The organism is Streptomyces sp. NPDC092045, from assembly GCF_044756005.1.
Taxonomy (GTDB): Bacteria; Actinomycetota; Actinomycetes; order Streptomycetales; family Streptomycetaceae; genus Streptomyces.
On the sequence record NZ_JBIVSC010000002.1, the window covers coordinates 240,360 to 267,267 of the forward strand.

The following is a 26,908-nucleotide window of genomic DNA, read 5'->3' on the forward strand; positions in this document are numbered from 1 at the left end:
ACAGGAGCCGATGTGTCCGCAGTCGCACCCGACGGACGCAAGATGCTGCGCCTGGAGGTCCGGAACGCCCAGACCCCCATCGAGCGCAAGCCCGAGTGGATCAAGACGCGGGCGAAGATGGGGCCCGAGTACACGAAGATGCAGGGCCTCGTGAAGAGCGAGGGCCTGCACACGGTCTGCCAGGAGGCGGGCTGTCCCAACATCTTCGAGTGCTGGGAGGACCGCGAGGCGACCTTCCTCATCGGCGGCGACCAGTGCACCCGGCGCTGTGACTTCTGCCAGATCGACACGGGCAAGCCCGAGGCCCTCGACCGCGACGAGCCGCGCCGCGTGGGCGAGTCGGTCGTCACGATGGACCTGAACTACGCCACGATCACCGGCGTCGCGCGCGACGACCTGGAGGACGGCGGCGCCTGGCTGTACGCCGAGACCGTGCGCCAGATCCACCGGCAGACGGAGGGCCGCGAGGACGGCCGCACCAAGGTCGAGCTGCTCGCCCCCGACTTCAACGCGGTGCCGGAACTCCTGGAGCAGGTCTTCGACTCCCGCCCCGAGGTCTTCGCGCACAACGTGGAGACGGTGCCGCGCATCTTCAAGCGCATCCGCCCCGGCTTCCGGTACGAGCGCTCCCTGGACGTCATCACGCGGGCGCGCGACTACGGTCTGGTCACGAAGTCGAACCTGATCCTCGGCATGGGCGAGACCCGCGAGGAGGTCAGCGAGGCGCTCCAGCAGCTGCACGACGCGGGCTGCGAGCTCATCACGATCACGCAGTACCTGCGCCCCTCGGTCCGCCACCACCCGGTGGAGCGCTGGGTGAAGCCGCAGGAGTTCGTGGAGCTCAAGGAGGAGGCCGACGAGATCGGCTTCTCCGGCGTGATGTCGGGCCCGCTGGTGCGTTCGTCGTACCGCGCGGGGCGCCTGTACCAGCAGGCGCGGGAGAAGCGGGAGGCCACGCAGACCGCGTGAGCCCGTGCGCGGGTGCGCCGACCGGCGTGTGAATCCGAGCACAAGTAGTTACCGGCCGGTAGTGGCCGGATCCGGTGCGGCCCGTACGACCCCGCAGCTCAGCGGGGGCGTACGGGCCGCACCGCCGTTTCCCCACTGGGCCGACCGGCCGCACCGACGTTTCATCAGTGTTTGACCGTCGGGTCACGTCCTGGTAACACCGATCTGTGAGCCTGGTTTCACCCACCGCCACCGCCCGCTCGCACCCCCGCCTCGTCTCACCCGCCTTCGAGGGAGGACCCCGCCATGCCGGCCGCATCGACGCACGTCCGCGTCACCGCGATCCCGTCCGTCACCGACGCCCTGAGGGCCGTGGAGTCGCTGCTCCTGGGCTCCGGCCAGCGCACCGCCCGGCGCAACGCCTGGAACTCCGTCCTGGAGGACCGGCGCCGCGCCAAGGACCGGGTCGAGGCCCAGCGCGTGATGGAGGTCGCGTCGGGCCGGGCTTCCCGGGCCACGTAAACTTCAGGACATGGCGAGGAAGGCAAACACGAGCAGCGCTGACGCTGCCAACCCCGGGCGACTGAAGCAGATCGCCCTCACGTACAAGATGACCCGGAAGGCCGACCCGAAGGTCGGTCTCGTCGTCGCAGGCGTGGGCATCGGCGTACTCGGTGTCCTCCTCGCGATCGGCTTCCTCATCGGTCATCCGGTCTACCTGGGCGTCCTGGGCCTGGTCCTGGGCCTCCTGGCGGCGGCCATCGTCTTCGGACGGCGCGCCGAGACCGCGGCCTTCGGGCAGATGGAGGGCCAGCCGGGCGCGGCGGCGGCGGTGCTCCAGAACGTCGGGCGCGGCTGGACGACGACCCCCGCGGTCGCGATGAACCGCAGCCAGGACGTCGTGCACCGCGCGGTCGGCCGGGCGGGCATCGTCCTGGTCGCCGAGGGCAACCCGAACCGGGTCAAGACGCTCCTCGCGGCCGAGAAGAAGCGCATGAACCGCGTCGTGGTGGACGTGCCCGTGCACGACATCATCGTCGGCGACGGCGAGGGCCAGGTGCCGCTGAAGAAGGTCCGCACGACCATGCTGAAGCTGCCCCGGGTGCTCTCCGGCCCGCAGGTGACCGCCGCCAACGACCGGCTGCGGGCGATGGGCGACCTGATGAGCAACATGCCGCTGCCGAAGGGTCCGATGCCGAAGGGCATGCGGATGCCGCGCGGCGGAAAGATGCGCTGACGCGCCCGACCGAACACGCGAGGGGGGCTCCGGACCGTGCGGTCCGGAGCCCCCCTCGCGTGTTCGGTGCGTCAGATGCGGACCTGGACGGCGCCGGAGAGGCGGTCGTGGAGGCCGCGGCCGTCACGGTCCCAGATCAGGGCCGGGATCGCCAGGCAGACGAGGACGGAGCGGAGCGCCACGCGGAGGAGGCCGAGACGGCCGCCGCGCACGGAGACCACCCGCAGGCCGAAGAGCCGCTTGCCCGGCGTGGAGCCGACGGTGCCGACCGTCAGGACGCTCAGGACGAGCAGGATGACGAGGGCCCAGTTGCCGGTGGCCTGATCGTAGCCGTCGGTGACCAGGCCGTATGCGATCAGCATGCAGAGGGCCCAGTCGACGGCGAGGGCGCCGAGGCGCCGTCCGGGGCGGGCGATCGAGCCGGGCCCCTCCTCGGGCAGTCCGAGCTGCTGACCCCGGTAGCCGAAGTCGACGCCTGCGTCCTCGGCCGCCGCGCGGGGGCCGGAGAGCCACGATCCGATTGCTTGCCTGTTGTCCACCCGACCACGGTACTGTGCCCGTTTTCGATCTCTTCGGCCCGGGTAGCGGGTGGAGGTCCGAGGACCCCCCGGCGGCGGGAACGGACCCATGCCCGGAGCACGACCGGCACCCACCCCGGTTAACTTCGACGAAACAATTGGGTCATGCTTGAGAAATCCCGTCTGCCTATGGTCGGGTCCAGCGTGTGCCACCGCACTGGCCGCACGACCGAGCTGCAAACCCCGCCCCTCCCCGGGCCGGGAGTAGGAGGAGTGGGATGTCCCAGACGCACGGGTTCCAGAACGCCGAAGAGACTCAGAAGTTCATCAAGGACAACGACGTCAAGATGGTCGACGTCCGGTTCTGCGACCTTCCGGGCGTGATGCAGCACTTCACGATCCCCGCCTCGGCCTTCGACCCGTCGGAGGAGCTCGCGTTCGACGGGTCGTCGATCCGCGGCTTCCAGGCCATCCACGAGTCGGACATGTCGCTGCGCGCCGACCTGTCGACGGCCCGGGTGGACCCCTTCCGCCGCGACAAGACTCTGAACATCAACTTCTTCATCCACGACCCGATCACGGGCGAGGCGTACAGCCGTGACCCGCGCAACATCGCGAAGAAGGCGGAGGCGTACCTCGCCTCCACCGGCATCGCCGACACCGCGTACTTCGGCCCCGAGGCCGAGTTCTACGTGTTCGACTCGGTGCGCTTCGAGACCTCGGCGAACCAGGGGTTCTACCACATCGACTCCGAGGCCGGCGCCTGGAACACCGGTGCGGAGGAGAACAACCGCGGCTACAAGGTCCGCTACAAGGGCGGCTACTTCCCGGCCCCGCCGGTCGACCACTTCGCCGACCTGCGCTCGGAGATGTCCCTGGAACTGGAGAACGTCGGCCTCCAGGTCGAGCGCCAGCACCACGAGGTCGGCACCGCCGGCCAGGCCGAGATCAACTACAAGTTCAACACGCTGCTGGCCTCGGCCGACGACCTGATGCTGTTCAAGTACATCATCAAGAACGTCGCCTGGCGGAACGGCAAGACCGCGACCTTCATGCCGAAGCCGATCTTCGGCGACAACGGCTCGGGCATGCACGTCCACCAGTCGCTGTGGGCCAACGGCGACCCGCTGTTCTACGACGAGACGGGCTACGCGGGCCTGTCGGACACCGCCCGCTACTACATCGGCGGCATCCTCAAGCACGCCCCGTCGCTGCTCGCCTTCACCAACCCGACGGTGAACTCGTACCACCGCCTGGTCCCGGGCTTCGAGGCCCCGGTCAACATGGTGTACTCGCAGCGCAACCGCTCCGCCGCCATGCGCATCCCGATCACGGGCGCGAACCCGAAGGCCAAGCGCGTCGAGTTCCGCGCGCCGGACCCGTCCTCGAACCCGTACCTCGCCTTCTCGGCGCTGCTCCTCGCGGGCCTCGACGGCATCAAGAACAAGATCGAGCCGCTGGAGCCGATCGACAAGGACCTGTACGAGCTGGCTCCGGAGGAGCACGCCAACGTCCCGCAGGTCCCGACCAACCTGGAGGCCGTCCTCTCCGCCCTGGAGGAGGACAACGAGTACCTCCAGGCCGGTGGCGTCTTCACGTCGGACCTGATCGAGACCTGGATCGACTACAAGCGCACCAACGAGATCGCCCCGATCCAGCTGCGCCCGCACCCGCACGAGTTCGAGCTCTACTTCGACCTCTAGATCGCGGGGCGAAAAGCGAAGGCCGCCGTCCGGAAGGCTCCGGGCGGCGGCCTTCGCCGTGCTCGCGGCCCCGTCAGCGCCCGTAGCGGATCAGGGCGCGGACCATGCGGCAGGTGGTGTCCGAGGGCGGGTGGATGCCGAGCTGCTCGGCCGTGGTGCGTATGGTCGCGTTCGTGGCCTTCGACGGGACGTAGACGCCGGCGTCGAGGAGGGCGATCGCGAGGCGCATGGCCTTCAGGCGCCGGTTGTGCGTGACGTACCACTCGCGGGGCCGGCCCGCGGGGAGCGGCTGCTTCTGGAGCGGCTTCCAGGGTTCGAGGGACGGCGTCCGGATCACGGCGAGAGCCATGGGCTACCTCCTGGCGAACGGCGGGGTGCGGGCCCTCCTCGGGACCCTCACCTTCACCCATTATTTTACCGGCCCCCACTGACAGTCGTCCCTGGCCAGGACGGGTTTTCGGGGGCACGGAGGGGCTCACGGAGGGAGGTCGCGGGGGTACCGTGTGCGCCATGGAGATCTGGATCAATCCCGCCTGTTCCAAGTGCCGGAGCGCCCTCGCGCTGCTCGACGCCGAAGGGGCCGAGTACACCGTCCGGCGCTATCTGGAGGACGTGCCCTCGGCCGACGAGATCCGGGAGGTGCTCGGGCGGCTCGGGCTCGAACCGTGGGACGTCGCCCGGACCCAGGAGGCCGAGGCGAAGGAGCTCGGGGTGAAGGAGTGGCCCCGGAACGCGGAGGGCCGCGACCGGTGGATCGAGGCCCTCGCCGCGCACCCGGGGCTCATCCAGCGGCCGATCATCACCGCCGAGGACGGCACCGCCGTCGTGGGGCGGTCCGAGGAGGCCGTGCGGGACGCGCTCTCCCGCGGCTGAGGGGCCCCGGGGCCGGTCTGCACAGGCCGCCGAGGGCGGTCCCGGGGCAGCTCGTCCCGGCCGCCGAGGGGTGGTCCCTGGCCGGCCTGTCCCGGCCGCCGAGGGGTGGTCCCGGGGTTCGTGTCCCCGAGGCCGGGCCCGGAGCCTCAGGCCCCGGCCGCCAGCCGCTCCGCCTCCGTCAGGATCTCCGTGAGGCGCAGGCCGAAGCGGGCGTCGCAGGGGTGGGGCACGCCCGTGCGGGCCGACGCGACCAGGGCGTCCACGGCCGCCCCGAAGGCGTCCACCGCGCCGTCCCAGCGGGGCATCTCGGCGCGGCCCTCCGTGCCGTACAGGGCGAGGGCCGCCTCCGCCGCCTCCGGCGGGGCGCTCAGGGTGAGCGTCGCGGTGCTGCTCGCCCCCGACGCGTGCCGCAGCACCAGGTGGTGGGTGTCGCCCGGACCCGGCGCGGCCGTGATCTCCGTGACGTCCCCCAGGATCGGCAGGTAGACCGACAGGACGTGCGGGCCCACGTCCCACAGGCCGCCCTTCTCGCGCCGCCAGGGCGAGGCCGCGTACTCGCTCGTGGAGCCGGAGCCGTAGAGCGAGCCCAGCCAGTGCGCCTCGCCCAGGAACCAGCCGTCCGCCGCCGCCCGCTCCTCGATCCAGGAGGCCGTCGGCTCCGCGAACCGCAGGGTGCAGAAGACCACCGAGGCGACCCCGCCCGCCTCGACGGCGCCGGCCACCTCGCGGGCCCCGGCCACCGTCGTGGCGACCGGCTTGTCCAGGAGGACGTGGCAGCCGGCGGCCGCGGCCCGCACCGCCAGCGGGGCCTGCACGTCCGGCGGGAGGGCGAGGGCCACCGCGTCGCTCGCCGCGAAGAGGGCGTCCACGTCCCCGTACGCGCGCGTGCCCGACGCGGCGGCCAGCGCCTCCGCCGCCTCCGGACGCCTGCCCCACACCCCGCTGAACTCGACGTCCGGGTGCCCGGCGAGCGCGGGCGCGTGCGTGTGACCGGCCCAGGGGCCGGTGCCGAGGAGTCCGATGCGGGGCCTCGCCCCGAGCTGCTTCGCCATGGTCACAGTCTGCCGGGTGGTCCCCCCGCACGACGGCGGCGGGTGCGAAATCCCCTGGCCCCGCCCGTCCCGTCCGGGTTAGCGTTCCCCCGCCGGCCGCGGGACTCCGGCGCGACTTCCGGAACCTGCCTCTGAAGCAACGTCTTCGCTGTTCGCGCCCTCATTCCCCGGCCGGCACCTGAACGAGGGGGGGGAAGGCCCGTGTCCGAGCTCGTCGCCGCCGAGGACGTGCTCCTCTTCGTCAACGCCGCCGTCACCGCCACCGGGCAGCGCGAGTTCCGCTCCTCCGCCGGCGAGCAGCGGCTCTCGCTCGCCTTCCTCCACGCGTACGTACGGGTCAACTACCGTCCCGTGTACGCCGCCGCGCTCGCGCTCGACATCAACGACCACAACGCGGCCCTCGTCGTCGAGCACCTGCTGCGCACCCCGGCGGAGGCCGGGCCGGGCGAGGGACGGCTGATCGCCGCCCGGCTCGCCCTGATGCCGCCGCAGCGGGTCTACCGGCTGTTCCGGACGCTGCGCGCCGCCGGGGTCAACAACCGGCGCACGCGCGCGATCGTGCGCGAGTGGATCGCGGCCCGGCCCGACCCGGCGCTCGACGCCGTGAAGTACCGGCCCGGTCTGAAGACCGCCCTCCGGCACGTCCACGGGCCGGCCGCCGACCCGGAGACGGGCGACTTCCTCTTCGCGCCCCGCCGCCGCGTCCGGTACGGGAGCCCGCTGCTCGACGCGTACCGCAGGGCGCACCACGAGCAGGGCGCGCTGTACGAGCTGCCGTTCACCGTCGCCGAGGGGTTCGCCGCGCGGCACGGGGTGCCCCGCGCGGCGTTCCTGGAGCGGATCGCGCCCCGGATGACCCGGTCCGAACGGCTCAGGACCGCGCGCGCGGCGGGGACCGCGCGGGACCTGTCGGCCATGCCGCTGACCCGGCTCGCGGTGTACGTGCTCTCGCTGCCGTTCGGGGAGCGGGCCGCCCGGCGGGGCGAGCTGACCGGGGCGCTGCGGGCCGCCGCCCGGCGCGCGGCCGGGCCGCACGCGGGGAGCTGGGGGCGGGTGGCGGCCGTGCTCGACGACAGCTTCTCGTCCTCCGGTTCGGCGGTGAAGCGGCGGCGTCCGCTGGCCGTGGCCCTGGGCTGCCACTTCCTCCTGGAGGCCCTCGCGGCACCGGGCGCGTACGCCCCGCTGTGGACCTCCGGCGGGAACGATCCGCTGCTCGTCCGGCCGTACGGCCCGACCCCGCTCGGCCTGCGGGTCCTGGACGCCCTGGAGACCGGCCCCGAGCGGCTCGTGATCGTCTCGGACGGCTGGGACAACGCCCCGCCGGGGCTCGCGGGCGAGGTCCTCCGGGTGTGGCGGACGCGGCTCGATCCGGAGCGGCGGACGAGCGTCGTGCACCTCAACCCCGTATACGACGCCGAGGGCTTCGACGTGCGCCGGCTCGCGCCCGGGGTGCCTACCGCGGGCGTCCGGGACGCGGAGGACCTGGCGGCCCTGGTGGAGATCGCGCAGTTCGCGGAGGGCCGGACGGGGTTCGGGGAGCTGCGGGCCCATCTGGACCGGCGGGTGGAGACGTTTCTGAAGGGGGCCGGAGGGTGACCCGGATCGATCTGGGCGGGCTCGACGTGCGGCCCGCGCAGGTGTGGGGCGGGGTGCGGCTCGTGCCGCTCGTGCGGTCCGAGCCGGTGGCCGGACTGCGGCTGCGCCGGGAGGCGTACGAGGGGTCCGGGACGGCCTCGGTGGAGCTCGGCGACCGGACGGCGTACACCTCGTACGTCCCGCACGGCTTCGTCGCCGACTGGTCCGGCGCCCGGCAGGACGGCGAGTCCGCCGCGTACGGGACGCTGCTCGGCGACCGCGCCGGAGAGCCGCCGCCGTGCGTGCCCGTGCGCCGCGTCCACCGCCTGGCCAAGCGCCGGCGGGGCGAGCGGCGGCTGCGGTTCCTGCCGCTGCACCTCGCCCTGGAGGGCTATCTCGCGCTGCACTTCGGCGGGCCGTCCGTGGTCTGGGACGACTGGTCCCGGGAGGCGGTGCGGCGCGGGCTCTCGCCGCGGGCCGAGGCCGCGTACGCCGGGTGGGGCGTGCCGGGGCTCGGGGAGGCGCTGCGGGTGTTCGAGCTGCACCCGGGGCAGTGCGGGACGCTCCTGTACGTGGCCGACGCGCTGGCCGCCGCCTTCGTGGTGCCGCACCCGGAGGACTACCGGGTCCTGCACCCGACGCTGATCGAGGACCTGTACGGGGAGCTCGTCCACCAGTACGCCCACTACGGCGCCCCGGTGCCGGAGTTCACGGCGCGGATCCGGGACGGCGCCGGCGGGATCCGCACGCTCGCGGACCTGCGGGCGGCGGCCCTGGGGCAGGAGCGGGCGTGGGCGGCGGCGCACGACGGGCTGATGGCGCGGGACCTCCTGGAGACGTCGTACTCCTTCGAGCGGGTGTACCGGGCGGGGCCGTTCGACCTGTACCGGTTCCTGCCGCCATTCCGGCGGGACGGGCGGGAGCAGCACATCGGGGAGCTGATCACCGACCACCGGGGGCGGACGGCCTACCTGAAGACCTTCCGGCTCTCGGACAAGCAGGTCAGGAAGGGGCACCTGCTGCACCGCCTGGCGGACCACGACTGGCACCTCGGGCGGACCGCGGAGGCGCTGGGCACCACGTACGCCGAGCTCGTGCGGCGGATCGAAGCGGCCGGACTCGGGGGCCTCCTGGAGGCCCACGTCGTCGCACGGAGGCTGCGGGAGGACCGGGAAGGCTGAGTAACACGGGGTTCACAAACGGGCAACCGACGGGAAATCCCGTGTTGCGAAGCTGCGGTCCGAAAGCAACCGTACGGTCCGGCCCCGGCCGGAGCGCGCGGAGACCGCAGCTTCTCGCAGCGCCGCGAGCCGCCGCGGGCAGCCCCTCCCGCCGCCTCCGGGCGCCGGGGGAAACCCCAGCAGCACGCCACGCGCCCTAAGGATGAGCCCCGTGACCTTCAAGGCTGAGTACATCTGGATCGACGGCACCGAGCCGACCGCGAAGCTCCGTTCCAAGACGAAGATCATCGTCGGTGAGGTCCCGGCGCTCGACGAGCTGCCGATCTGGGGCTTCGACGGTTCCAGCACGAACCAGGCCGAGGGCCACGCCTCGGACCGCGTCCTCAAGCCGGTCTTCGTCTGCCCGGACCCGATCCGCGGCGGCGACGACGTCCTGGTCCTGTGCGAGGTCCTCAACACGGACATGACGCCGCACTCGTCCAACACGCGCGCCGCGCTCGCCGAGGTCGCCGCGACGTACGCCTCGCAGGAGCCGATCTTCGGCATCGAGCAGGAGTACACCTTCTTCAAGGGCTCCCGCCCGCTGGGCTTCCCCGAGGCCGGCTTCCCGGCCGCGCAGGGCGGTTACTACTGCGGCGTCGGCGCGGACGAGATCTTCGGCCGCGACGTCGTCGAGGCGCACCTGGAGAACTGCCTGGCGGCCGGTCTCGGCATCTCCGGCATCAACGCCGAGGTCATGCCCGGCCAGTGGGAGTTCCAGGTCGGCCCGCTGGCGCCCCTGGAGGTCTCCGACCAGCTGTGGATCGCCCGCTGGCTGCTGTACCGCACGGCCGAGGACTTCGACGTCTCGGCGACGCTGGACCCGAAGCCGGTGAAGGGCGACTGGAACGGCGCGGGCGCGCACACCAACTTCTCCACGAAGGCGATGCGCGAGGGCTACGACGCGATCATCACCGCGTGCGAGTCCCTCGGCGAGGGCTCGAAGCCGCTCGACCACGTCAAGAACTACGGCGCCGGCATCGACGACCGCCTGACGGGCCTGCACGAGACCGCCCCGTGGGACAAGTACTCCTACGGCGTCTCGGACCGCGGCGCCTCGGTCCGCATCCCGTGGCAGGTCGAGCAGGACCGCAAGGGCTACATCGAGGACCGCCGCCCGAACGCCAACGTCGACCCGTACGTGGTGACCCGCCTCCTGGTGGACACCTGCTGCGAGGCCCTGGCGAAGGCCGGCCAGGTCTGACCGGAAGGCTGCCGGACGACTTCCGGAGGGGCGCCCACCGTTTCGTACGGTGGGCGCCCCTTCCGTCATGTGGGACGCACGCCACAGGTTCCGACCGCTCCGGGGGTCGTCCCGGTGTTTCCCTTCTGGTTCAATAGGGATATGGCCAACCTGCAGAACGACACCGCGACGGGTCGTCACGACCTGGAGCCGTTCTGGCCTTCCCGGCAGCATCACGACTTCGACCGGGTGTGTTGCCGCGCGAGGAACGCGTCGGCCCTCTAAAGCCCCGATCGGCCCCGTCCGATACCCGGCCTTCGGCCGACGCGCACGACGTACGACTCCTGTCCGTCCGTTTCTCCGCGCGAAAGAGCTGACCTGCCATGGCCCACACCCAGAGCGCCTCCCTCACGGCCGTCCGTCCCGGCCGGCACCGACTGCGTGCCGTCGATCCGAACGAGGTCGTCGACTTCTCCCAGGTGGCGGACTTCCTGCCGCCCGGCGCCACCCTGCTGCCCGCGCCGCAGCACGCGCTGCCCGTGCTGCCGGGCCGCCCGCCGATGATCGGGTACCTCGTGCTCGTCCCGGCCGACCAGCAGCCGCACCTGCCCGTGGCCGTCCCCTCCCCCGTGACCGCGCCCGTCGCGGCCGAGGAGCGGGGGCCGGTGACCATCGACGACGTGCAGCGGGTCGCCGTCGTGGACGGGGAGCAGCTGGACCTGACGTACCTGGAGTTCGAACTCCTCGCCCACCTGGTGGCGCACCCCCACCGGGTGCACACCCGGGACCAGTTGGTCACCACGGTGTGGGGGTACGGGCACGTCGGCGACGGGCGCACGGTCGACGTCCACGTGGCGCGGCTGCGCCGCAAGCTGGGCGCCGAGCACCGCCACACGATCCAGACCGTGCGGCGGGTCGGCTACAAGTACACGCCCTGACCGGGGCGTTCGGCCCGGTCAGACCGGCCGGTTCCTCTCCTCCGCCCTCGTCCTGACCCTCGCGGCCAGGGCGAGGGCGAGGTCGACGGCCAGGAACAGCAGCAGGCTGATCCCGAGCAGCGGGACGAACCACGCGACGAGCGCCGTGGCCGCCGCGAGCGGGAGCAGCAGGGTGACCGGGACCTTCCGCCAGGCCCCGCGCGCCGCCGGGCGGCCCGGGCGGCGCAGCCACCACATCCGGTAGCCCCAGAGGATCAACAGGACGAGCGCGAGGGCGAGGGCCGCCAGCAGCAGCTGGTTGAACAGGCCCAGGAAGACGCCCGTGTGCGCGTCGATGCCGATCCGGGTGAGCTTCGCGAGCAGCGGGTAGTCCGCGAAGGCGAGCCGGTCGAGGACCGTGCCGTCGGCCGGGTCGAGGGCGACCGAGTCCAGTTCGAGCGGGAACTGCGTGTCGGTCTCCTTGACCACGTACCCCTTGCCGTCGGCGGGCAGGACCACCGAGATCCGCGGGCTGTCGACGCCCGCCGCGCGGGCCGCCCCGACGGCCCCGTCCAGACCCATGTCCGGTCCCTGGGCGGCGGGTTCGGCGGTGCCGCCGGGGCCGCCCCCGTGGCCCTCGTGCCCCTCGTGGCCGGTGGGCGCGCCGCCGACCGTCGCGGTGAGGACGGGGGTCGCGCCGCCGAGGCCGTCCTGGACGGTGCCGATGTTCTCGCCCGCGTACCGCGACCAGGTCAGGCCCGTGGCCGAGAGCAGGACGAGGCCGGCCGCCGCCCACAGGCCGACCGAGCCGTGCCAGGAGAGGGTGCGGCGGCGGGAGGCCGGGCCGCCCTCCGGCACGAACAGGGCGCGGCGGTTCTTCCGGCGCCGGCCGAGCCAGAGCAGCAGGCCGCCGAGCGCTATCACCCACAGCCAGCTCGCGGCGAGCTCGCTGTAGTTGCGGCCGGCCTCGCCGAGGTGCAGGTCGCGGTGGAGGCCGTCGATCCAGGTGCGCAGCGGCAGGGCGCCGGAGCTGCCGTAGCTGGGGAGCTGCCCGCGGACGTCCCCGGTGTACGGGTCGACGAAGACGGCGAGCGAGGTGCCCTCGGGGGCGTCGGGGTCGGTCATCAGGACCCGGGTGGTCGCGCCGGGTTCGGCGCCGGGCCAGACGGCGGTGACGGTGCCGTCCGGGTTGGCTTCCCTGGCGATGTCGGCCTGACGGGAGAGTGGCAGGGTCGTGTCGCCGACGGGGACCTCCAGCTCGTGCGCGTAGACCACCTTCTCGGCCTGGAAGGAGAGCGCGTAGAGCAGGCCGCTGAGGGCGGCGACGAGGAGGAACGGGGCGACGAGGACGCCCGCGTAGAAGTGGACGCGGAGGAGGAGGGGGCGGAGGGCGCTCCAGGTGGTGGGCTTGCGGGGCGTCTCCCGGGGCGTGGCGGGTGGTTCTTGCGGGGGTGTTTCCGGGCGTGCGGGATCGTCGATCGTCATGGGGACCGTCCTCGTTCTCGGTGCGGCAGACAGGGGGGAGCGGCCCCCGGGTCAGACGTGTGCTCCGAGGGCCGTGGCGCGGGGTGCGGACGGTCGGGGCGGACCGCGCCGGGACAGGGTGTGGGCGAGGACGACGGTGTGCGGGCGGTGGGCGCTCCGCCGGGCCCGGCGGACCGGGCCGCGCGGGGCGTCGGGGACGTGGACGCGCGCGAACAGCAGCCGCAGCGGGGTGAAGGCGTACGCGAGGGCGGCGCGGGCGAGCGCGAAGAGCGCGGCCTCCCCGCGGGCCAGCCAGAGGCCGCAGAGGAGCGCGGCGAGGAGGTGGACGGCGAGCATGCCGGGGCCGGAGGCCAGGACGGAGTCCACGGTCTGCGCGACGGCCGGGTCCAGGGCGGAGGCGGCCCCTTCCGTGCCCGTCACGGGGCCGGCCGCGTCGTGCGTGCCGTGCGTCGCGTGGTGGTGGGCCGCGGCGGCGGGTCCGGCCGGGAGCGCCGGGCCGGCCGTGTGCCCTCCGTGGGCGCCCGTCGCCGAGAAGAGGGCGTGGAGCGCCCCTTGGAGGGCGAGCAGCGCACCCGCGATCGCGGGCGCGCCCCGGCGGCGTCCGGCCGCGGCCCAGGCGAGGGCGGCCGTCACGGCGAAGGCGCCGAGGAGGGCGGCGGCCGGAAGCCGGTGCGCAGACAGGGACGAATGCCCCACGGCCGCCAAAGCCACGCACACCGCCGCGAACAGCGCGGCTCGCAGGGCGCGCAGGGGCGACCGGGCATCCGTCATCGCCCGCCATGGTGTCATCCCGCCATCTGGCCGAACAGACCCCCTCGCCCGCCCGCTCCCTCCCTCCTCCGCCTTCCGTTTCCGCCCCCGGCGGAATCCTCCGGGAGCGGAAGCGCTGGCCCCCGACCGGGCCGCCGGGCAGGCTCCGATCATGAAACTGCTGATGCTCGGAGGTACGGAGTTCGTGGGCCGCGCGGTCGTCGAGGACGCGCTCGAACGGGGCTGGGAGGTGACGGTCTTCCACCGGGGCCGGCACGCCGCCCCGAAGGGGGCCCGGTCCCTCACGGGCGACCGCACCGGCGGTGCGGACGGTCTCGCCGCCCTCGCCGGGGGCTCCTGGGACGCGGTCGTGGACACCTGGTCGGCGGCCCCCTCGGCGGTGCGGGACGCGGCCGGGCTGCTCGCGGACCGGGTCGGGCGGTACGCGTACGTGTCGAGCCGTTCCGTGTACGCCTGGCCTCCGGCGGCCGGACTCGCGGAGGACGGGCCGCTGGTGGAGGGTTCGCCGGACGACGGGGACGTGCCGTACGCGGAGGCCAAGCGGGGCGGGGAGCTGGCCGCCGCGGCCGCCTTCGGCGCCGACCGGGCGCTGTTCGTCCGCGCGGGCCTGGTCCTCGGTCCGTACGAGAACGTGGGGCGGCTGCCCTGGTGGCTGAACCGGATCGCGCGCGGCGGCCCGGTCCTGGCCCCGGGGCCGAGGACGGCGCCGATCCAGTACGTGGACGTGCGCGACCTGGCCGCGTGGACGCTCGACGCGGTGGAGGCCGGGCTCTCGGGGCCGTACAACCTCGTCTCGCCGTCCGGGCACACCACCATGGGCGAGTTCCTGGACGCCTGTGTCCGGGCGACCGGTTCGGGCGCCGAGCTGCGCTGGACCGCGCCGGAGGAGCTGGTCGCGGCGGGGGCGGAGCCGTGGTCGGAGCTGCCCGTGTGGCTGCCGCCGGGCGAGACGTACGACGCGATGCACACGGCCGACGTGTCCCGCGCGCTCGCGGCCGGGCTGCGCTGCCGGCCCGTGGCGGAGACGGTCGCGGACACCTGGGCGTGGCTGGAGTCCCTCGGCGGGGTCGCGCCCCAGCGGCCGGACCGCCCGGGGGTCGGCCTCTCCCCGGAGCGCGAGGCGGAGGTGCTGGCGGCGCTCGCCGGGGGGTGAAGGGGTGGGGGCGGGCGGGCGCGTTCGGGGGCGCCCGCCCGGAAGACGTCGTCCGTGGCCGTCGCCGTTCCGGGAGGCGGCCGTTCCTGACGGACGGGTGCCCGCTCCCCACGGGCAGGCAGCCGTTCCTGACGGGCAGGTGCCCGCTCCCCACCGGCGGGCGGCCGTTCCTGACCGGCGGGTGCCCACTCCCCACCGGCGGGCGGCCGTTCCTGACCGACGGGTGCCCACTCCTCACCGGCGGGCGGCCGTTCCTGACCGGCGGACGCCCGCTCCCGACCGGCGGGTGCCCGCTCCCCCGCTACTCCTCTTCCACCCCGTCCAGCGCCTTGAGGACCTGCTCCGCCTCGTACGGCATGACGGCGATGAGGACGGGGCCCTCCGGGGAGGCGCACTCGACGATCCTGGAGGCGCCGTTGATGGTCATCGCCTCGCGCAGCGAGGGGGCGCGCAGGCCGGTCCGCCGCAGCTCCGCCGGGAGCGACACCGCCGCCCCGGCCCTGGTGCTCGGCTCCCACGTCATCCCGGCGGGGCCCACCAGCATCCGCCCCCGCAGCCACCGGCCCTCGCGCACGGGGTGCCGCAGCATGCAGGGGACCGCGACCCCGTCGCCCCGCCCGGCCTCCTCCACGCGCTGCCGCGCCTTGCGCCGGACCAGCCAGGTCACCAGCCCGCCGGCCGCCAGGGCCATCAGAATCTCGATCACCGGAGCATTCAAACAGTTCCCCGGCACGGCCGGGCGGGGGCCGGTGACCCGGGGGGCCGCCAGGACCTGCCCCTCCCGGCGCGATCGCTTACGGTCGGCAGGGAGGGGGCGAAGAGGAACGAAGAGTGCCGACGAGGTACGAACCGGAGGAGCCGACGCCATGGCCGCCATTCCCGCCGTCTCCGTCGCCAACCTCCGCGACCTCGGGGGGCTGCCGCTCCCCGGCGGACGGACGGTCCGTCCGGGGCTCGCGTTCCGGTCCGCGCAGCTCGACCGGCTCGACCCGGGCGATCCCGCCGTGGCGGGCCTGGGCGTCCGCACGGTCGTGGACCTCCGCACGGACGCCGAGCGCGGGGAGCGGCCCGACCGGCTGCCGGCCGGTGCGCGGCTGCTCGTCGCGGACGTGCTCGCCGACTGGCTGGCCACCAGCGGGCTGCCGCCGGCCGCGCGCCTGAAGACGCTGCTCTCGCAGCCGGCCCTGGCCGAGGAGCACCTCGGCGGGGGCCGGATGCGGGCGGCCTTCGCCCGCACCTACCGGGCCTTCGTCTCGGCCGACTCCGCCCGCGCCTCCTACGCCGCCCTCCTCGCCGAACTGGGCGCGCCGGACGCCGGGCCGCTGCTCTTCCACTGCACGGCGGGCAAGGACAGGACGGGGTGGGCGGCGACGGTCGTCCTGTCGCTGCTCGGGGCGGACGAGGAGACGGTCCGGGAGGAGTACCTGTCGGTCAATCCGGCGGTGCGGCAGGCGTTCGCTCCGATGATCGAGGGGTTCACGGCCCAGGGCGGCGACCCGGAGCTGGCGCTCGAACTGATCGGAGTGCTCCCGGAGTACCTGGACGCGGCGCTCGACGAGGTGGCGGTGCGGCACGGTTCGATGGAGAAGTACGTGCGGGAGGGGCTCGGGGTGCCGGACGGGGTGACGGAGCGGATCCGCGAGCGGCTGACGGCGGCGGACGACTGACGGGTTCGGGTGCCGGGCCCCGCGCTCCCCCGCCCGCAAAAAGAGCCCGCACGTACCTGTTCCCGCCGCTTACCCCTCAGTACATTGACGGCATGTCTAATACGCAGCCCGCACCGGTGGCGTCGGAGCACGTCGAGCTCAGGGCCCGCAAAGTCTCCTTCGACTGGGAGGAGACGCCGCTCCACTGGGTTCCGGGCGATCCGTTCACCACGCACACCATCAACGTGCTGCACCTGCTCCTCCCGGCCGGCGAGCGCTGGTTCGTGCACGTCTACAAGCAGGCGCTGCCGCACGTCACGGACGACCGGCTCCGCGAGGACGTCATCGGCTTCATCGGCCAGGAGGCGATCCACTCCCAGGCCCACGACGACGTCCTGCCGCACCTGCGGAAGCTGGGCCTGGACCCCACCCCGTACACCGCGCAGGTCGACTGGTTCTTCGAGAAGCTGCTCGGGGACCGCACCCTGCCGCCGGGCCGGCCGCGCCGCTGGTGGCTGATGGAGCGGGTCGCGATGATCGCCGCCATCGAACACTACACCGCCTTCCTGGGCGACTGGGTCCTCAACGCCGACGAGCTCGACCGGGTCGGCGCCGATCCGACCATGCTCGACCTGCTGCGCTGGCACGGCGCCGAGGAGGTCGAGCACCGCTCGGTCGCCTTCGAGCTCTTCATCCACCTGGACGGCGGCTACCGGCGCCGCGCCCGCACCTGGGCGCTCGCCTTCGGCGCGCTCGTCTTCCTCTGGCAGCGGGGCATCCGGTTCTTCATGGAGAACGACCCGAGCCTGCTCGACCCGAAGGCCTCCTTCGCGGACTTCGTCCGCAAGGGCCGGCAGGGCGTGCTGCCCTCCACCCCGGCCATGCTGCGGTCCATCCCCCGCTACCTCAGCCGGTCCTACCACCCCTCCCAGGAGGGCGACACCGAGCAGGCCCTCGCCTACCTCGCCTCCTCGCCCGGCGCCAACGGGGGCCACTGATGCCCCGGTTCGCCGCCGTCGCGCTCGCCGCCGGGACCGCCCTGCTCGTCCGCCGCGCCGTCCGCCGCCGCATGTCCACCGCCCCGCTGTGGCCGATGCCCGCCCTGGACGAGCCGGTCTCCGGCTACGGCCGGGGCGGCACCGTCCCGCGCAAGGCGCTGATCACCGGCCGCACCGCGCCCGCCGAGGGCGTCGTGGAGCTGCGCCTCGAAGGCGCCGATCTGCCCGCCTGGCGGCCGGGCGCCCACATCGACCTGGTCCTGCCCTCCGGGCTCGTCCGGCAGTACTCGCTCTGCGGCGACCCCGCCGACACCGGCGCGTACACGGTGGCCACCCGGCTCGTCGGGGCCGGGCAGGGCGGCCGGGGCGGTTCGCGCGAGGTCCACGAGCGGCTCCGCGAGGGCGTGGAGGTCCATATCCGGGGCCCCCGGAACCGCTTCCCGTTCGTCGACGCCCCCGCGTACGTCTTCGTCGCCGGAGGCATCGGCATCACCCCGGTCCTGCCCATGCTGCGCGCCGCCGAGGCGGCCGGGGCGGACTGGCGGCTGCTCTACTGCGGCCGGAGCCGCGCCACCATGCCGTACCTCGCCGGGGTCGAGGCGCTGGGCGGCGGCCGTACGACCGTCGTCGCCGAGGACGAGTCGGGCTTCCCCGACCTGGGCTTCCTCGCGGACGTACCGGAGGGGACGGCCGTGTACTGCTGCGGTCCCGACGGCCTCATGGACGCGGTCGGCGCGGCGATGCCCGAGGGCCTGGTCCCGCGCCTGGAGCGCTTCTCGGCGTCCGCCACGACCGGCGGCGCCCCCTTCGAGGTCGAACTGCGCCGCTCCGGCCGCACGGTGGCGGTGGCGGCCGGCCAGTCGCTCCTGGACGCGGTCCGCGCGGAGGTGCCGGACGTCCCGTACTCCTGCCGGCAGGGCTTCTGCGGGACCTGCCGGCAGCGGGTGCTCGCGGGCGGGATCGACCACCGGGACGAGTTGCTCACCGACGCCGAGCGGGACGACTCGATGCTGATCTGCGTCTCGCGCTGCACGGGGAAGCGGCTCGTGCTCGACCTGTAGGCCCCCGCCCCACGGGGGCCCTTCCCCTACGGGAGGACCAGCCAGTCCAGGGCGAGCGCGGTGAGCAGGCCGCCGGCCAGGAGCCAAGTGCCCAGTCTGGTGCGGCCGTTGCGGGAGAGCTCGATCACGATTCCGCAGAGGATCATGGCGAGTCCGTACACGCCGACGACCAGGACGGACGTGCGGCTCGCGAGGCGGACGACGAGCACGACGGCGAGGGCGACGAGGAGGACGGAGGCGGCGGCGACGCGGAGGCGCCTGGCCTGCTTGGGGGTGAGTCCCCCGACGGGTCGCCCGTCCGCCTCGCCGTCCGCCTCTTCCCCGTCGTCCGTCTCTTCCCCGCCCTCCTCGGCGAGTTCGTCCTCTCCCCGGAGGGCGTCGGCGGCGGGCTCCTGCGGGCCCGGCGCCCCGGTCGCCCCCGCCGCGTCGGGGACTTCGGTGCCTGCCGCGGCCCGGGCGGCCTTCGGGGCCCCGGGGGTCTTCGTGGCCCCGGTCGCCGGGGTGTCCTGGTCGGGAGCGCTCATGGGGCAGGAGCGTAACGGACACCGTTAGGCTGTTCGCATGACGACCGGGGTACGCCGCAGGATGGGCGTCGAGGAGCGCAAGCAGCAGCTGATCGGGGTGGCCCTCGAACTCTTCGGCCACCGCTCTCCCGACGAGGTCTCCATCGACGAGATCGCCGCCGCCGCGGGCATCTCGCGACCGCTGGTCTACCACTACTTCCCCGGCAAGCAGAGCCTCTACGAGGCGGCCCTCCGGCGGGCGGCCGACGAGCTGGCGGCCAGGTTCGTGGAGCCGCCCCAAGGCCCCCTGGGCGCGCGGCTGCTGCGCGTGATGGGACGGTTCTTCGACTTCGTGGAGGGGCACGGCCCCGGTTTCGCTGCGCTGATGCGGGGCGGTCCGGCCGTCGGGTCCTCGACCACGAACGCAATGATCGACGAGGTGCGGCAGGCCGCGTACGAGCAGATCCTCGCACACCTGGAGGTCGAGGAGCCCTCGGCCCGCCTGGAGTTGGTGGTCCGCTCCTGGGTGTCCCTCGCCGAGTCGACGGCGCTGCTCTGGCTGGACGGGCGGCGGGTGCCGCGCGCGGAGCTGGAGCTCCAGCTCGTGCACGACTTCGCGGCGCTCGCGGCGGTGAGCGCCGCGTACGACCCCGGGATGGCGGAGATCATGGTCGGGATCCTGGCGGACGAGCCGGCCGACGGGCCCTTCGGGGAGCTGGTGGCCCGGCTGGTCGCACTCGTACCGGCCCCCGCCCCCGCCCCGGACGCCCTGCCCGCCGTACCCGACCAGCGCCTGCCGTAGGAGGGTGCGGGGCCGCGAACCGCCGTGCCGCCGGCGGGGAGCCGGGAAGGCCCGCCGCCGACGGCACGCACTGCGGGGTGGCCCCGGGGGAGCGGGTGCTCCCCCGGGAACCGGTCATCCGGCCTTGAACACCGCCACCGTCCGCGCCGGGACCGTGAAGGTGCCCGAGTCCTTCGCGTAGGAGGCGGTCTTCACGACCGCGTCGGAGCCCTTCGCCTGGACCGGGTGCAGGCGGTGGTCCTTGCCGGCCAGGTCGGCGACCCGCTGTTCCTGCGCCCCCGGGGTCGCGTTGAGGACGACGACCAGGTCGCCCAGGCGCATGGTGATCACGCCGGGGGTCTCGTCGCGGCCGGAGAGCGGGAAGGACAGGGCCGACCGCACCCGGTCGGCGGTGGCCAGGGAGAAGACCGGCTCGGTGGTGCGGATCTTCTGGAGGTCCCGGTAGGCGGCCGAGGCGCCGTCGATCTGCGCGCAGCCGACGGTGAGGGACGGGTTCGTCAGGAGGGGCTTGCCGAAGCCCCACTTGGGCCGGTTGTCGGCGGCCGGCGGGAGGCCGCGGCCGAAGCCGTTGCCGTCGCGGCAGTCCCAGTGGATGGCGTTGAACCAGTCGCCGCTGTCGTACGAGTTGCGGTCCAGGGACTTGGAGCGCAGCAGGTCCGAGCCGGCCTGGGAGAGCGCCGGGCCCTGCGAGAGGGTGGCCGTCGCCATGGCGAGGACCTGCGCGCGGGCGCGGTCGGCCGGGGACGTGCCCGCCGGGAGCTTGAAGGCGAGCGCGTCGTACAGGGACTCGTTGTCGTGGGCGTCGGCGTAGGCGAGGGCGTCGCCGGGGGCGGCGGCGTAGCCGGCCGGGGAGCCGTTGTAGTCGACCTCGGAGCCCTTGACCGTGCGGCCCGAGGTGTCGGTGAAGGCGTAGTCGGCGAGGTTGCCGGTCAGGCCGACCTTGATGAGGTCCTGGTAATGCAGGAGGCGGGCCCTCTGCTCGGCCGGGGTGCCGTTGGCGGGCGAGGTGTTGGGGTCGGTGTAGAGGCCGGAGGCGAAGCCCTGGACGCCCGGGTCCTCGTCGAAGGGGCCGCCGCCGCGCACGGCGTCGCGGGCCCGGTCGGAGAAGGTCGCGACGCCCGTCCCGGCCATGTTCTTCTGGGTGGCCTGGACGAAGCGGGCGTCGTCGGCGACCTCGCCGAAGTTCCAGCCCTCGCCGTAGAGGACGATCGCCTTGCCGTCGACGCCGTCCTTGGCGACGGTCAGGGCGTCGAGGGCCTTGCGGACGGCGAGGATGTTCTCCTTCGGGTGGTGGCCCATGAGGTCGAAGCGGAAGCCGTCGACCTTGTAGTCCCTGGCCCAGGTGACGATCGAGTCCACGACGAGCTTGCCCATCATGGCGTTCTCGGGCGCGGTGTTGGCGCAGCAGGTGGAGGTGGTGACGGCGCCGTCGGCGTCGAGGCGCTGGTAGTAGCCGGGCACGATCCGGTCGAGGACCGACTTGTCGGACTGTCCGGCGGCGACGGTGTGGTTGTAGACGACGTCCATGACGGTGCGCAGTCCGTCGCCGTTGAGGGCCTGGACCATCCGCCGGAACTCGACGGTGCGGCGGGTGCCCTCGGGGTCGGTGGCGTAGGAGCCCTCGGGGACGGTGTAGTGCAGCGGGTCGTAGCCCCAGTTGAAGGCGTCCTTCGCCGCAGCCGCGGCGACGCAGGCCTGCTGCTCCTCAGAGTCGGGGGCGGGTGCCTTCAGGTCGCAGGCCGGGGCGGCCTGGTCGTCCTTCTTCTCGGGGATCGTGCCGATGTCGAAGGCCGGGAGGAGGTGGACGTAGGAGGTGCCGGAGGCGGCGAGGTCGCGCAGGTGCTCGGAGCCCTTGCTGTCCTTGTCGGTGAAGGCGAGGTAGGTGCCCCGGTGGTCAGCGCGGGCCGTGGGGTCGGCGATGGAGAAGTCCCGGATGTGGAGTTCCTGGATCTGGGCGTCCCGCAGCGGCACGGCGGCGGGCTTCCTCAGGTTCTTCCAGCCGGTGGGGGCGAGCTTCGGGTCGGTGAGGTCGACGGCGAGGCTGCGGGCGGAGTCGGTGGTGAGGGCGGTGGAGTAGGGGTCGGTGACCTTGTTGGTGACGACCTTCTGGACGGTGGGGGCCCAGACCTTCACGGCGTAGCGGTACGGCTTGCCGGTCCAGGACTTCGGGCCGGTGGCGGACCAGACGCCGGTGGTGTCGTCGCGGCGCATGGCGACGGTCCGGCCGTCGAGTTCGAGGTCGACGGACCGGGCGGTGGGGGCCCAGACGGAGAGGGTGACGCCGTGGCGGCCGAAGACCGGGCCGAGGGCGGTCCTCGCGGCCTTCTTCGCGTACAGGTCGTCGAGGACGCCGGCGGTCTGGACGCCGGTGGCGGCGAGCAGGGCGCCGTTGGCGGCGCGCTGGGTGGCGATGAGCTGGCCCCGCAGGGACTCGCGGGTCCGGTCGGCGTCGCGCGGGTCGACGGTGAAGGCCGGGTAGTCCTTGAGGTGCGGGTACGCGGCCTTCTGGGCGTCGGTGAGCGTCGCCCGGTCGAGCCGGAGCCACTGGCCCTCGGTGTTCAGGGCGCCGCCGGTGACGGCGATCCCGCCGTCCTTCGCGTACACCAGCTGCTGGCTGGTGGCGTCGGTGGCCTTCACCTTCCAGACGACGGTGTTCCGGTCGATCCACTGGGCCGAGGCCTTGGCGAGGTCGAGGTCGGGGGCGCCGCCGACGGTGGGCAGGAGGTACGTGGGCTCTCCGCCGAGCAGCCAGACCTCGTGGCCGTAGGTGGCGAGGTCGAGGGACTGGTCGGTGGGCAGGTCCTTCTGGTCGCCCTTGTGGAGGATGTACGAGAGGGAGGTCGCGCCCTCGGCGAGCGGCACCTCGTAGACGGCGCCGTACGCATCGACGCGGACGGGCATCAGGGGCTTGGACCAGTCGGTGGGCTGGGCGGCGCCGGTCCAGGTGTGCAGGCCCCAGCCGTCGTGGTCGCCGTCGGCGCGCTGGTAGTGCAGCACGGCCTTGGTCTTGTCGGGGGTGACGGGGGCCGGGTTGCTGTCGGACTGGCCGTCCTGGCCCTGGGTGATCCAGACCTCGCCGGTGCGGCCGAGGTCGACGGTCCGCCGCGGGCCGTCGGCTGCGCCGTCCTTCTCGACGGTGTACGGGATCGTGGCGGCGCCCTCGGGGACCTTGACCCAGGCGAAGGCGCCGTGGGCGTCGCGGCCGGTGAACGCGGCCTGCTGTCCGGCGGCCCTCAGGGTCCAGCCGTCGTAGTTCCCGTCCTCGCGCCGGTAGTGGACGATCGCGTGGGTGCGCTCGACGGCGACCGGCTTCTCGGGGGCCGGGGGCGCGCCGGCCGTGGTGGCGGCGGTGGCGCTCGCGGTGCGGCCGGAGCTGTCGACGGCGACGGCCTTGTAGCGCAGGACGGTGCCGGCGGGGGCGGTCACGTGCTGGGTGACCTTGTGGGGGGCGTGGTCGGCGGTGCCGAGGGTCTGCCAGGGGCCGTTGCCGACCTGCGCGGCGAAGACGACCCGGTTGAGTCCGCCGCCGGTGACGTCGGCGGAGAGCTCGACGGTGCCGGTGGCTCCGGCGGCGGGGGCCCTGAGGTTCACGGAGGGCTTCACGGCCGGTGCCGGGAGGGGCCGGTCGGCCCTGAGGACCAGGGAGGAGAGGGCCGGGACGGTGACGGTGACCTTGCCGCCCTTCGCCGCGACGGCGCCCTGCCCCCCGTACAGGGTGCGGAAGGCGGCCGAGTCGACGGGGACCGTGACGGTCTTGTCGGCGGTGGAGCCGTTGGCGGCGACGAGGTACTCGGTGCGCGCCTTCGCGTCCGTGCGGGAGAAGGCGTAGACGGAGCCCTCGGCGTACCGCTCCTGCTGGATCCCGTCGCGGAGCGCCGGGTGTTCGCGGGTCAGCTTCGACAGGGCGGCGACGGAGCGGTAGACCGGGTGGCCGGTGTCGTACGCGTCGGTGGCGTGGGTGCGGTCGGTGCCGAGCTGGTCGTCGTCGAGGTAGTCGGCGGCCTTCGAGGCGAAGAGGGGCTGGCGGGCGTCCTTGTCGCCGCCGGCGCCGGTGAAGCCCTGCTCGTCGCCGGAGTAGATCACCGGGTTGCCCCGGGAGAGGAACATCAGCTCGTTGGCGAGCCGGGCCCGCCGGAGGAGTTCGGCGTCGGTGGCGTTCGGGTTGTCCTGCTTGAGGAAGGTGCCGATGCGGCCCATGTCGTGGTTGCCGAGGAAGGTCACCTGCTCGTAGGCGTTGGCCTTGTCGGTGGTGTACCGGTGGTCCTCGGCGAAGACCTTGGCGAGGCGGTCGGCGCCGGCGCCCTGGGAGGCGAAGGCGCGGGCCGCGTCCTGGAAGGGGAAGTCGAGGGTGGCGTCGAGGCGGCCCCGGGTGACGTAGGGGGCGGTGACGGCCGGGTCGGCGGAGTAGACCTCGCCGAACATGAAGAAGTCCTCGCGGCCCCGCTTCTTGGCGTAGGCGTCGAGGGCGGTGGCCCACTGGGTCCAGAAGTCCAGGTCGACGTGTTTGACGGTGTCGATCCGGAAGCCGTCGATCTTGAAGTCGCGGACCCACTTCTCGTAGATCCGCTTCATGCCCTCGACGACCTCGGGCCGCTCGGTCCAGAGGTCGTCCAGGCCGACGAAGTCGCCGTACTCGGCGGACTCGCCGGCCCAGGTGGAGTCGCCCCGGTTGTGGTACATCGTGGGGTCGTTGAGCCAGGACGGGACCTTGACGCCCTTCTCGGCCACCGGGGTGTACGGGAAGGAGTCCGCGTCCACCCGGCCGATCGCGTTCCGGTCGTCGAAGGGGCGGCCGTCCTTGTCGAGGTAGGGGTGGGCGCCCTTGGGGCGGTAGCCGTACGTCTTCTCGGCGTAGTCGACGGTGTCGGCGGTGTGGTTGGTGATGACGTCGAAGAAGACCTTCATGCCCTTGGCGTGGGCGGCGGCGATCAGCCGTTCCAGGTCGGCGTTGGTGCCGAAGTGGGGGTCGACCTGGGTGAAGTCGGTGATCCAGTAGCCGTGGTAGCCGGCGGAGGCGTTCTCGCCCTCGCCCTGCACGGGCCGGTTCTTGAAGATCGGCGCCATCCAGATGGCGGTGGTGCCGAGGCCCTTGATGTAGTCGAGCCGCTGGGTCAGGCCCTTGAGGTCGCCGCCCTGGTAGAAGCCCTTGTCGGCGGGGTCGAAGCCGGTGCGGGTGCGGCTGCCGGTGAGGCCGCCGCGGTCGTTGGACGGGTCGCCGTTGGCGAAGCGGTCGGGCAGGACGAAGTAGAACTGCTCGCGGGTGAGGTCCTGGCGGGCGGGCTCGGCCGCGAGCGCCCGGTCGGACGGCGGGGCCGGGGGCTTCGGCGCGGCGGTCGCGGGCACGGCGGGCACGAGGGCCGCGCACAGGGCGGCGGCCAGTGCGACCGCCGTTCTCTTGCGTATCACGGGGTTTCTCCCTGGAGGTACGGGAAGAGGGGGCCGCCCCGGGTGGGGCGGCCCTTGCGGTGCGGGATCAGCGGGTGGAGTGCGGCTGGTGGGGGGTCAGCCGCGGAAGGCGTCGTTCAGGACGAGCTGTCCGGAGGCGGGGACGGTCGCGGTGCGGTTGGCGCCGGACTCCCAGGTGACGTTCCCGGCGGCGTCCTTGCGGACGTACTTGTACTCGAAGGTCGTGCCGGCCGGGAGGGAGAGCGTCAGCTTCCAGACCGGGTAGGCGGCCGGGTCGAGCTTGGGGGCCGAGGCCGGGGACCAGTTGCCGAGTTCGGCGCGGTTCCCGGTGACGTGGATGTTCTGGCCGACGACGGTGGTCGCGGTGGCCTGGAAGGAGGTGCCGGTGGAGACGGGCGGCGGGGTGGTGGTGCCGCAGCTCTTGGCGCCGGTGTGCAGGGCGAGCGCGGTGTTGGCGCCGAGGGTGGCCGTGAACTGCCCGGAGGCGTTGACGGTCACGGGGTTGCCCGACTGCACGTCGCAGTAGGTGCCGGCGGGCAGGGAGGTCTGGTAGGTGCGGGTGAGCGCCGAGGACTCGTGGTTGATGGCCACGTAGGCCTTGGAGCCGCGGCCGAACGCGATCGCGTTGTTGCCGTTGTCCCACCAGTTCGTGACGGCCTGGCCGCGCGCGGTGTTGCGGAAGGCGACCATGGAGGAGATCTCGCGCCAGGCGTGCTGGCACTTCCAGCCGTCGCTGTAGCAGGCGTTCACCTGGCCGCCGTTGGGCGGTCCGGCGTCCTTGTCGGTCCACTCGTAGCCGGAGTGGACGTCCGGGGAGCCGTAGGGCCAGGCGAGCATGAAGACGGAGGCGAGGGTGTAGTTCGCGCCGTCCTTGTAGGACAGGGTGTCGCCGACGCGCTCGGTGTCGTGGTTGTCGACGAAGACGCCGGCCTGGCCGGAGGGCATGTGGCCCCAGGCCTCGCCGAAGTTCTTGAGGTACGCCAGCTTCTCGTTCTGCAGGACGCGCTTGAGGTCGCGGGCGTAGCGGAACTCCTGCACGTCGCCGCTGCCGAGGTACTCGCTCGGGGAGACGGCCTCGCCGGCGCCGTGGATGGCCTCGTGCTTCCAGTACGCGTTGGGGTGGGTGAGCCGCGACTTGATGTTCGCGAGGTCGGCGGCCGGCATGTGCTTGGCGGCGTCGATGCGGAAGCCGTCGACGCCGAGGGAGAGCAGGTCGTTGAGGTAGCCGGCTATCCTCCCGCGGACGTGGTCCTCGCCGGTGTCGAGGTCGGGGAGCTTGACCAGCTCGCAGTTCTGGACGTTGGCCCGGTCCTGGTAGTTGGTGATCTCGGCCCGGCAGTCGTCCATGTCGGCGCCGGAGTAGAGGCCCGGGTAGTCGTACTTGGAGAACGGGGTCCCGCCCGTTCCGGTGCCCGAGCCGTTCGCCATGTGGTTGACGACGGAGTCCACGACGACCTTCACGCCCGCCGCGTGACAGGTGTCGATCATGTTCTTGAAGGCGGTGCGGTCCCCGAGGCGGCCGGCGATCTTGTAGCTGACCGGCTGGTACGAGGTCCACCACTGGCCGCCCTGCACGTGCTCCTGGGGCGGGGAGACCTGGACGTAGCCGTATCCGGCGGGTCCGAGGCGGTCGGTGCACTCCCGGGCGATCGAGGAGAACTTCCACTCGAACATCACCGCGGTGACGTCCTTCTCGCCGGGCGGCGCGGCCTGGACGGGACTGTTTCCCGTGACGGCCACAGCGGCTCCCGCCACGAGGGCGAGTGCAGCGGCCACGGTCTTTCTGGCCATGTTTCCTCCTGCTGACTTCACTGTCGCAAGAAGTTGCCGAAAACTTCAGCAACTGTTTTCAGCCGT

Annotated in this window: 23 protein-coding genes; 14 read left to right on the forward strand and 9 right to left on the reverse strand. The window is 73.3% G+C overall.

All coding sequences use genetic code 11. The features are described from left to right. Nucleotides 1-12 precede the first annotated feature (12 nt). The 3 genes from lipA to ACIQKA_RS07860 all read left to right on the forward strand — a co-directional run bounded on the left by lipA (nucleotide 13) and on the right by ACIQKA_RS07860 (nucleotide 2,185). On the forward strand, nucleotides 13-969 hold the full coding sequence (gene lipA / locus ACIQKA_RS07850; protein ID WP_383154463.1) for a lipoyl synthase: 957 nt from the start codon (nucleotides 13-15) through the stop codon (nucleotides 967-969). Between the two features lie 285 nt (nucleotides 970-1,254). Beyond that, nucleotides 1,255-1,470, forward strand: a complete 216-nt coding sequence (locus ACIQKA_RS07855; RefSeq protein WP_062756304.1) for a hypothetical protein — start codon at nucleotides 1,255-1,257, stop codon at nucleotides 1,468-1,470. 10 nt (nucleotides 1,471-1,480) lie between these two features. Beyond that, complete coding sequence (locus ACIQKA_RS07860) at nucleotides 1,481-2,185, forward strand: DUF4191 domain-containing protein (RefSeq protein ID WP_383154466.1); 705 nt, start codon at nucleotides 1,481-1,483, stop codon at nucleotides 2,183-2,185. Nucleotides 2,186-2,256: 71 nt separating this feature from the next. Here ACIQKA_RS07860 and ACIQKA_RS07865 read toward each other — a convergent pair whose 3' ends face one another. Next, nucleotides 2,257-2,724, reverse strand: a complete 468-nt coding sequence (locus ACIQKA_RS07865; RefSeq protein ID WP_383431199.1) for an RDD family protein — start codon at nucleotides 2,722-2,724, stop codon at nucleotides 2,257-2,259. Between the two features lie 257 nt (nucleotides 2,725-2,981). On the opposite strand from ACIQKA_RS07865, the gene glnA reads away from it, so the two are divergent. Next, entirely contained in the window at nucleotides 2,982-4,406 is a 1,425-nt protein-coding gene (gene glnA / locus ACIQKA_RS07870; RefSeq protein WP_383157515.1) for a type I glutamate--ammonia ligase, read from the forward strand. A 73-nt stretch (nucleotides 4,407-4,479) separates the two neighbouring features. Here glnA and ACIQKA_RS07875 read toward each other — a convergent pair whose 3' ends face one another. Beyond that, nucleotides 4,480-4,755: a hypothetical protein gene (locus tag ACIQKA_RS07875; protein WP_030205803.1), complete on the reverse strand. Its 276-nt coding sequence runs from the start codon at nucleotides 4,753-4,755 to the stop codon at nucleotides 4,480-4,482. 161 nt (nucleotides 4,756-4,916) lie between these two features. Here ACIQKA_RS07875 and ACIQKA_RS07880 point away from each other — a divergent pair, with 161 nt between their 5' ends. After that, nucleotides 4,917-5,279: an arsenate reductase family protein gene (locus ACIQKA_RS07880; RefSeq protein WP_383441385.1), complete on the forward strand. Its 363-nt coding sequence runs from the start codon at nucleotides 4,917-4,919 to the stop codon at nucleotides 5,277-5,279. A 146-nt stretch (nucleotides 5,280-5,425) separates the two neighbouring features. Here the strand turns inward: ACIQKA_RS07880 and ACIQKA_RS07885 are convergent, their stop codons facing one another. After that, nucleotides 5,426-6,331, reverse strand: coding sequence for a Gfo/Idh/MocA family protein (locus ACIQKA_RS07885; RefSeq protein ID WP_402540371.1), 906 nt, complete (start codon nucleotides 6,329-6,331; stop codon nucleotides 5,426-5,428). A gap of 201 nt (nucleotides 6,332-6,532) precedes the next feature. Here ACIQKA_RS07885 and ACIQKA_RS07890 point away from each other — a divergent pair, with 201 nt between their 5' ends. The 4 genes from ACIQKA_RS07890 to ACIQKA_RS07905 all read left to right on the forward strand — a co-directional run bounded on the left by ACIQKA_RS07890 (nucleotide 6,533) and on the right by ACIQKA_RS07905 (nucleotide 11,247). Continuing rightward, the gene (locus tag ACIQKA_RS07890; RefSeq protein ID WP_383441381.1) at nucleotides 6,533-7,927 is read left to right on the forward strand and encodes a hypothetical protein; all 1,395 of its coding nucleotides are present in this window, start codon (nucleotides 6,533-6,535) and stop codon (nucleotides 7,925-7,927) included. Beyond that, nucleotides 7,924-9,087 (forward strand): ARPP-2 domain-containing protein, encoded by a 1,164-nt coding sequence (locus ACIQKA_RS07895; protein ID WP_383157525.1) that lies wholly within the window; start codon nucleotides 7,924-7,926, stop codon nucleotides 9,085-9,087. The genes ACIQKA_RS07890 and ACIQKA_RS07895 overlap by 4 nt, the downstream gene beginning before the upstream one ends. Nucleotides 9,088-9,298: 211 nt before the next feature. After that, the gene (glnII, locus tag ACIQKA_RS07900; protein ID WP_383157527.1) at nucleotides 9,299-10,330 is read left to right on the forward strand and encodes a glutamine synthetase; all 1,032 of its coding nucleotides are present in this window, start codon (nucleotides 9,299-9,301) and stop codon (nucleotides 10,328-10,330) included. 362 nt (nucleotides 10,331-10,692) lie between these two features. Continuing rightward, nucleotides 10,693-11,247, forward strand: coding sequence for a winged helix-turn-helix domain-containing protein (locus ACIQKA_RS07905; protein ID WP_390105924.1), 555 nt, complete (start codon nucleotides 10,693-10,695; stop codon nucleotides 11,245-11,247). Nucleotides 11,248-11,265: 18 nt separating this feature from the next. Here ACIQKA_RS07905 and ACIQKA_RS07910 read toward each other — a convergent pair whose 3' ends face one another. Both ACIQKA_RS07910 and ACIQKA_RS07915 read right to left on the reverse strand, forming a co-directional pair. Beyond that, nucleotides 11,266-12,711: a PepSY-associated TM helix domain-containing protein gene (locus tag ACIQKA_RS07910; RefSeq protein WP_402540374.1), complete on the reverse strand. Its 1,446-nt coding sequence runs from the start codon at nucleotides 12,709-12,711 to the stop codon at nucleotides 11,266-11,268. Between the two features lie 51 nt (nucleotides 12,712-12,762). After that, nucleotides 12,763-13,482, reverse strand: coding sequence for a hypothetical protein (locus tag ACIQKA_RS07915; RefSeq protein ID WP_383157533.1), 720 nt, complete (start codon nucleotides 13,480-13,482; stop codon nucleotides 12,763-12,765). A 151-nt stretch (nucleotides 13,483-13,633) separates the two neighbouring features. Between ACIQKA_RS07915 and ACIQKA_RS07920 the strand changes: the two genes are divergently transcribed. Then, complete coding sequence (locus tag ACIQKA_RS07920) at nucleotides 13,634-14,635, forward strand: NAD-dependent epimerase/dehydratase family protein (protein ID WP_383157536.1); 1,002 nt, start codon at nucleotides 13,634-13,636, stop codon at nucleotides 14,633-14,635. A 301-nt stretch (nucleotides 14,636-14,936) separates the two neighbouring features. On the opposite strand, the gene ACIQKA_RS07925 is transcribed toward ACIQKA_RS07920, so the two are convergent. Then, nucleotides 14,937-15,341, reverse strand: coding sequence for a hypothetical protein (locus ACIQKA_RS07925; protein WP_402540375.1), 405 nt, complete (start codon nucleotides 15,339-15,341; stop codon nucleotides 14,937-14,939). A 160-nt stretch (nucleotides 15,342-15,501) separates the two neighbouring features. On the opposite strand from ACIQKA_RS07925, the gene ACIQKA_RS07930 reads away from it, so the two are divergent. From ACIQKA_RS07930 to ACIQKA_RS07940, 3 genes are all read left to right on the forward strand, one after another. After that, the gene (locus ACIQKA_RS07930; protein ID WP_383157541.1) at nucleotides 15,502-16,302 is read left to right on the forward strand and encodes a tyrosine-protein phosphatase; all 801 of its coding nucleotides are present in this window, start codon (nucleotides 15,502-15,504) and stop codon (nucleotides 16,300-16,302) included. Between the two features lie 92 nt (nucleotides 16,303-16,394). Further along, complete coding sequence (locus tag ACIQKA_RS07935; RefSeq protein ID WP_402540377.1) at nucleotides 16,395-17,279, forward strand: metal-dependent hydrolase; 885 nt, start codon at nucleotides 16,395-16,397, stop codon at nucleotides 17,277-17,279. Continuing rightward, the gene (locus ACIQKA_RS07940) at nucleotides 17,279-18,340 is read left to right on the forward strand and encodes a PDR/VanB family oxidoreductase (RefSeq protein WP_402540379.1); all 1,062 of its coding nucleotides are present in this window, start codon (nucleotides 17,279-17,281) and stop codon (nucleotides 18,338-18,340) included. The genes ACIQKA_RS07935 and ACIQKA_RS07940 overlap by 1 nt, the downstream gene beginning before the upstream one ends. Before the next feature lie 26 nt (nucleotides 18,341-18,366). Here ACIQKA_RS07940 and ACIQKA_RS07945 read toward each other — a convergent pair whose 3' ends face one another. Beyond that, nucleotides 18,367-18,864, reverse strand: coding sequence for a hypothetical protein (locus tag ACIQKA_RS07945; RefSeq protein WP_402540381.1), 498 nt, complete (start codon nucleotides 18,862-18,864; stop codon nucleotides 18,367-18,369). 37 nt (nucleotides 18,865-18,901) lie between these two features. On the opposite strand from ACIQKA_RS07945, the gene ACIQKA_RS07950 reads away from it, so the two are divergent. Beyond that, nucleotides 18,902-19,645, forward strand: coding sequence for a TetR family transcriptional regulator (locus ACIQKA_RS07950; RefSeq protein WP_391092975.1), 744 nt, complete (start codon nucleotides 18,902-18,904; stop codon nucleotides 19,643-19,645). Nucleotides 19,646-19,759: 114 nt separating this feature from the next. On the opposite strand, the gene pulA is transcribed toward ACIQKA_RS07950, so the two are convergent. Together pulA and ACIQKA_RS07960 are read right to left on the reverse strand one after the other, a co-directional pair. Next, nucleotides 19,760-25,051 carry a pullulanase-type alpha-1,6-glucosidase gene (gene pulA / locus ACIQKA_RS07955; RefSeq protein ID WP_402540382.1) on the reverse strand — a complete coding sequence of 1,764 codons (5,292 nt, stop codon included), beginning with the start codon at nucleotides 25,049-25,051 and terminating at the stop codon, nucleotides 19,760-19,762. Nucleotides 25,052-25,147: 96 nt separating this feature from the next. Next, nucleotides 25,148-26,842, reverse strand: coding sequence for a carbohydrate-binding module family 20 domain-containing protein (locus ACIQKA_RS07960; RefSeq protein WP_383440938.1), 1,695 nt, complete (start codon nucleotides 26,840-26,842; stop codon nucleotides 25,148-25,150). Nucleotides 26,843-26,908 lie beyond the last annotated feature (66 nt).

Excerpts from the sequence above, each read along its gene's own strand:
- ACIQKA_RS07920 (WP_383157536.1), top strand. The coding sequence starts at position 13,634 with ATGAAACTGCTGATGCTCGGAGGTACGGAGTTCGTGGGCCGCGCGGTC.
- glnA (WP_383157515.1), top strand. The coding sequence starts at position 2,982 with ATGTCCCAGACGCACGGGTTCCAGAACGCCGAAGAGACTCAGAAGTTC.
- ACIQKA_RS07940 (WP_402540379.1), top strand. The coding sequence starts at position 17,279 with ATGCCCCGGTTCGCCGCCGTCGCGCTCGCCGCCGGGACCGCCCTGCTC.
- ACIQKA_RS07960 (WP_383440938.1), bottom strand. The coding sequence starts at position 26,842 with ATGGCCAGAAAGACCGTGGCCGCTGCACTCGCCCTCGTGGCGGGAGCC.
- ACIQKA_RS07880 (WP_383441385.1), top strand. The coding sequence starts at position 4,917 with ATGGAGATCTGGATCAATCCCGCCTGTTCCAAGTGCCGGAGCGCCCTC.
- ACIQKA_RS07885 (WP_402540371.1), bottom strand. The coding sequence starts at position 6,331 with ATGGCGAAGCAGCTCGGGGCGAGGCCCCGCATCGGACTCCTCGGCACC.
- ACIQKA_RS07950 (WP_391092975.1), top strand. The coding sequence starts at position 18,902 with ATGACGACCGGGGTACGCCGCAGGATGGGCGTCGAGGAGCGCAAGCAG.
- ACIQKA_RS07935 (WP_402540377.1), top strand. The coding sequence starts at position 16,395 with ATGTCTAATACGCAGCCCGCACCGGTGGCGTCGGAGCACGTCGAGCTC.
- ACIQKA_RS07930 (WP_383157541.1), top strand. The coding sequence starts at position 15,502 with ATGGCCGCCATTCCCGCCGTCTCCGTCGCCAACCTCCGCGACCTCGGG.
- ACIQKA_RS07905 (WP_390105924.1), top strand. The coding sequence starts at position 10,693 with ATGGCCCACACCCAGAGCGCCTCCCTCACGGCCGTCCGTCCCGGCCGG.
- ACIQKA_RS07915 (WP_383157533.1), bottom strand. The coding sequence starts at position 13,482 with ATGACGGATGCCCGGTCGCCCCTGCGCGCCCTGCGAGCCGCGCTGTTC.
- ACIQKA_RS07855 (WP_062756304.1), top strand. The coding sequence starts at position 1,255 with ATGCCGGCCGCATCGACGCACGTCCGCGTCACCGCGATCCCGTCCGTC.
- ACIQKA_RS07860 (WP_383154466.1), top strand. The coding sequence starts at position 1,481 with ATGGCGAGGAAGGCAAACACGAGCAGCGCTGACGCTGCCAACCCCGGG.
- ACIQKA_RS07875 (WP_030205803.1), bottom strand. The coding sequence starts at position 4,755 with ATGGCTCTCGCCGTGATCCGGACGCCGTCCCTCGAACCCTGGAAGCCG.
- ACIQKA_RS07945 (WP_402540381.1), bottom strand. The coding sequence starts at position 18,864 with ATGAGCGCTCCCGACCAGGACACCCCGGCGACCGGGGCCACGAAGACC.
- ACIQKA_RS07910 (WP_402540374.1), bottom strand. The coding sequence starts at position 12,711 with ATGACGATCGACGATCCCGCACGCCCGGAAACACCCCCGCAAGAACCA.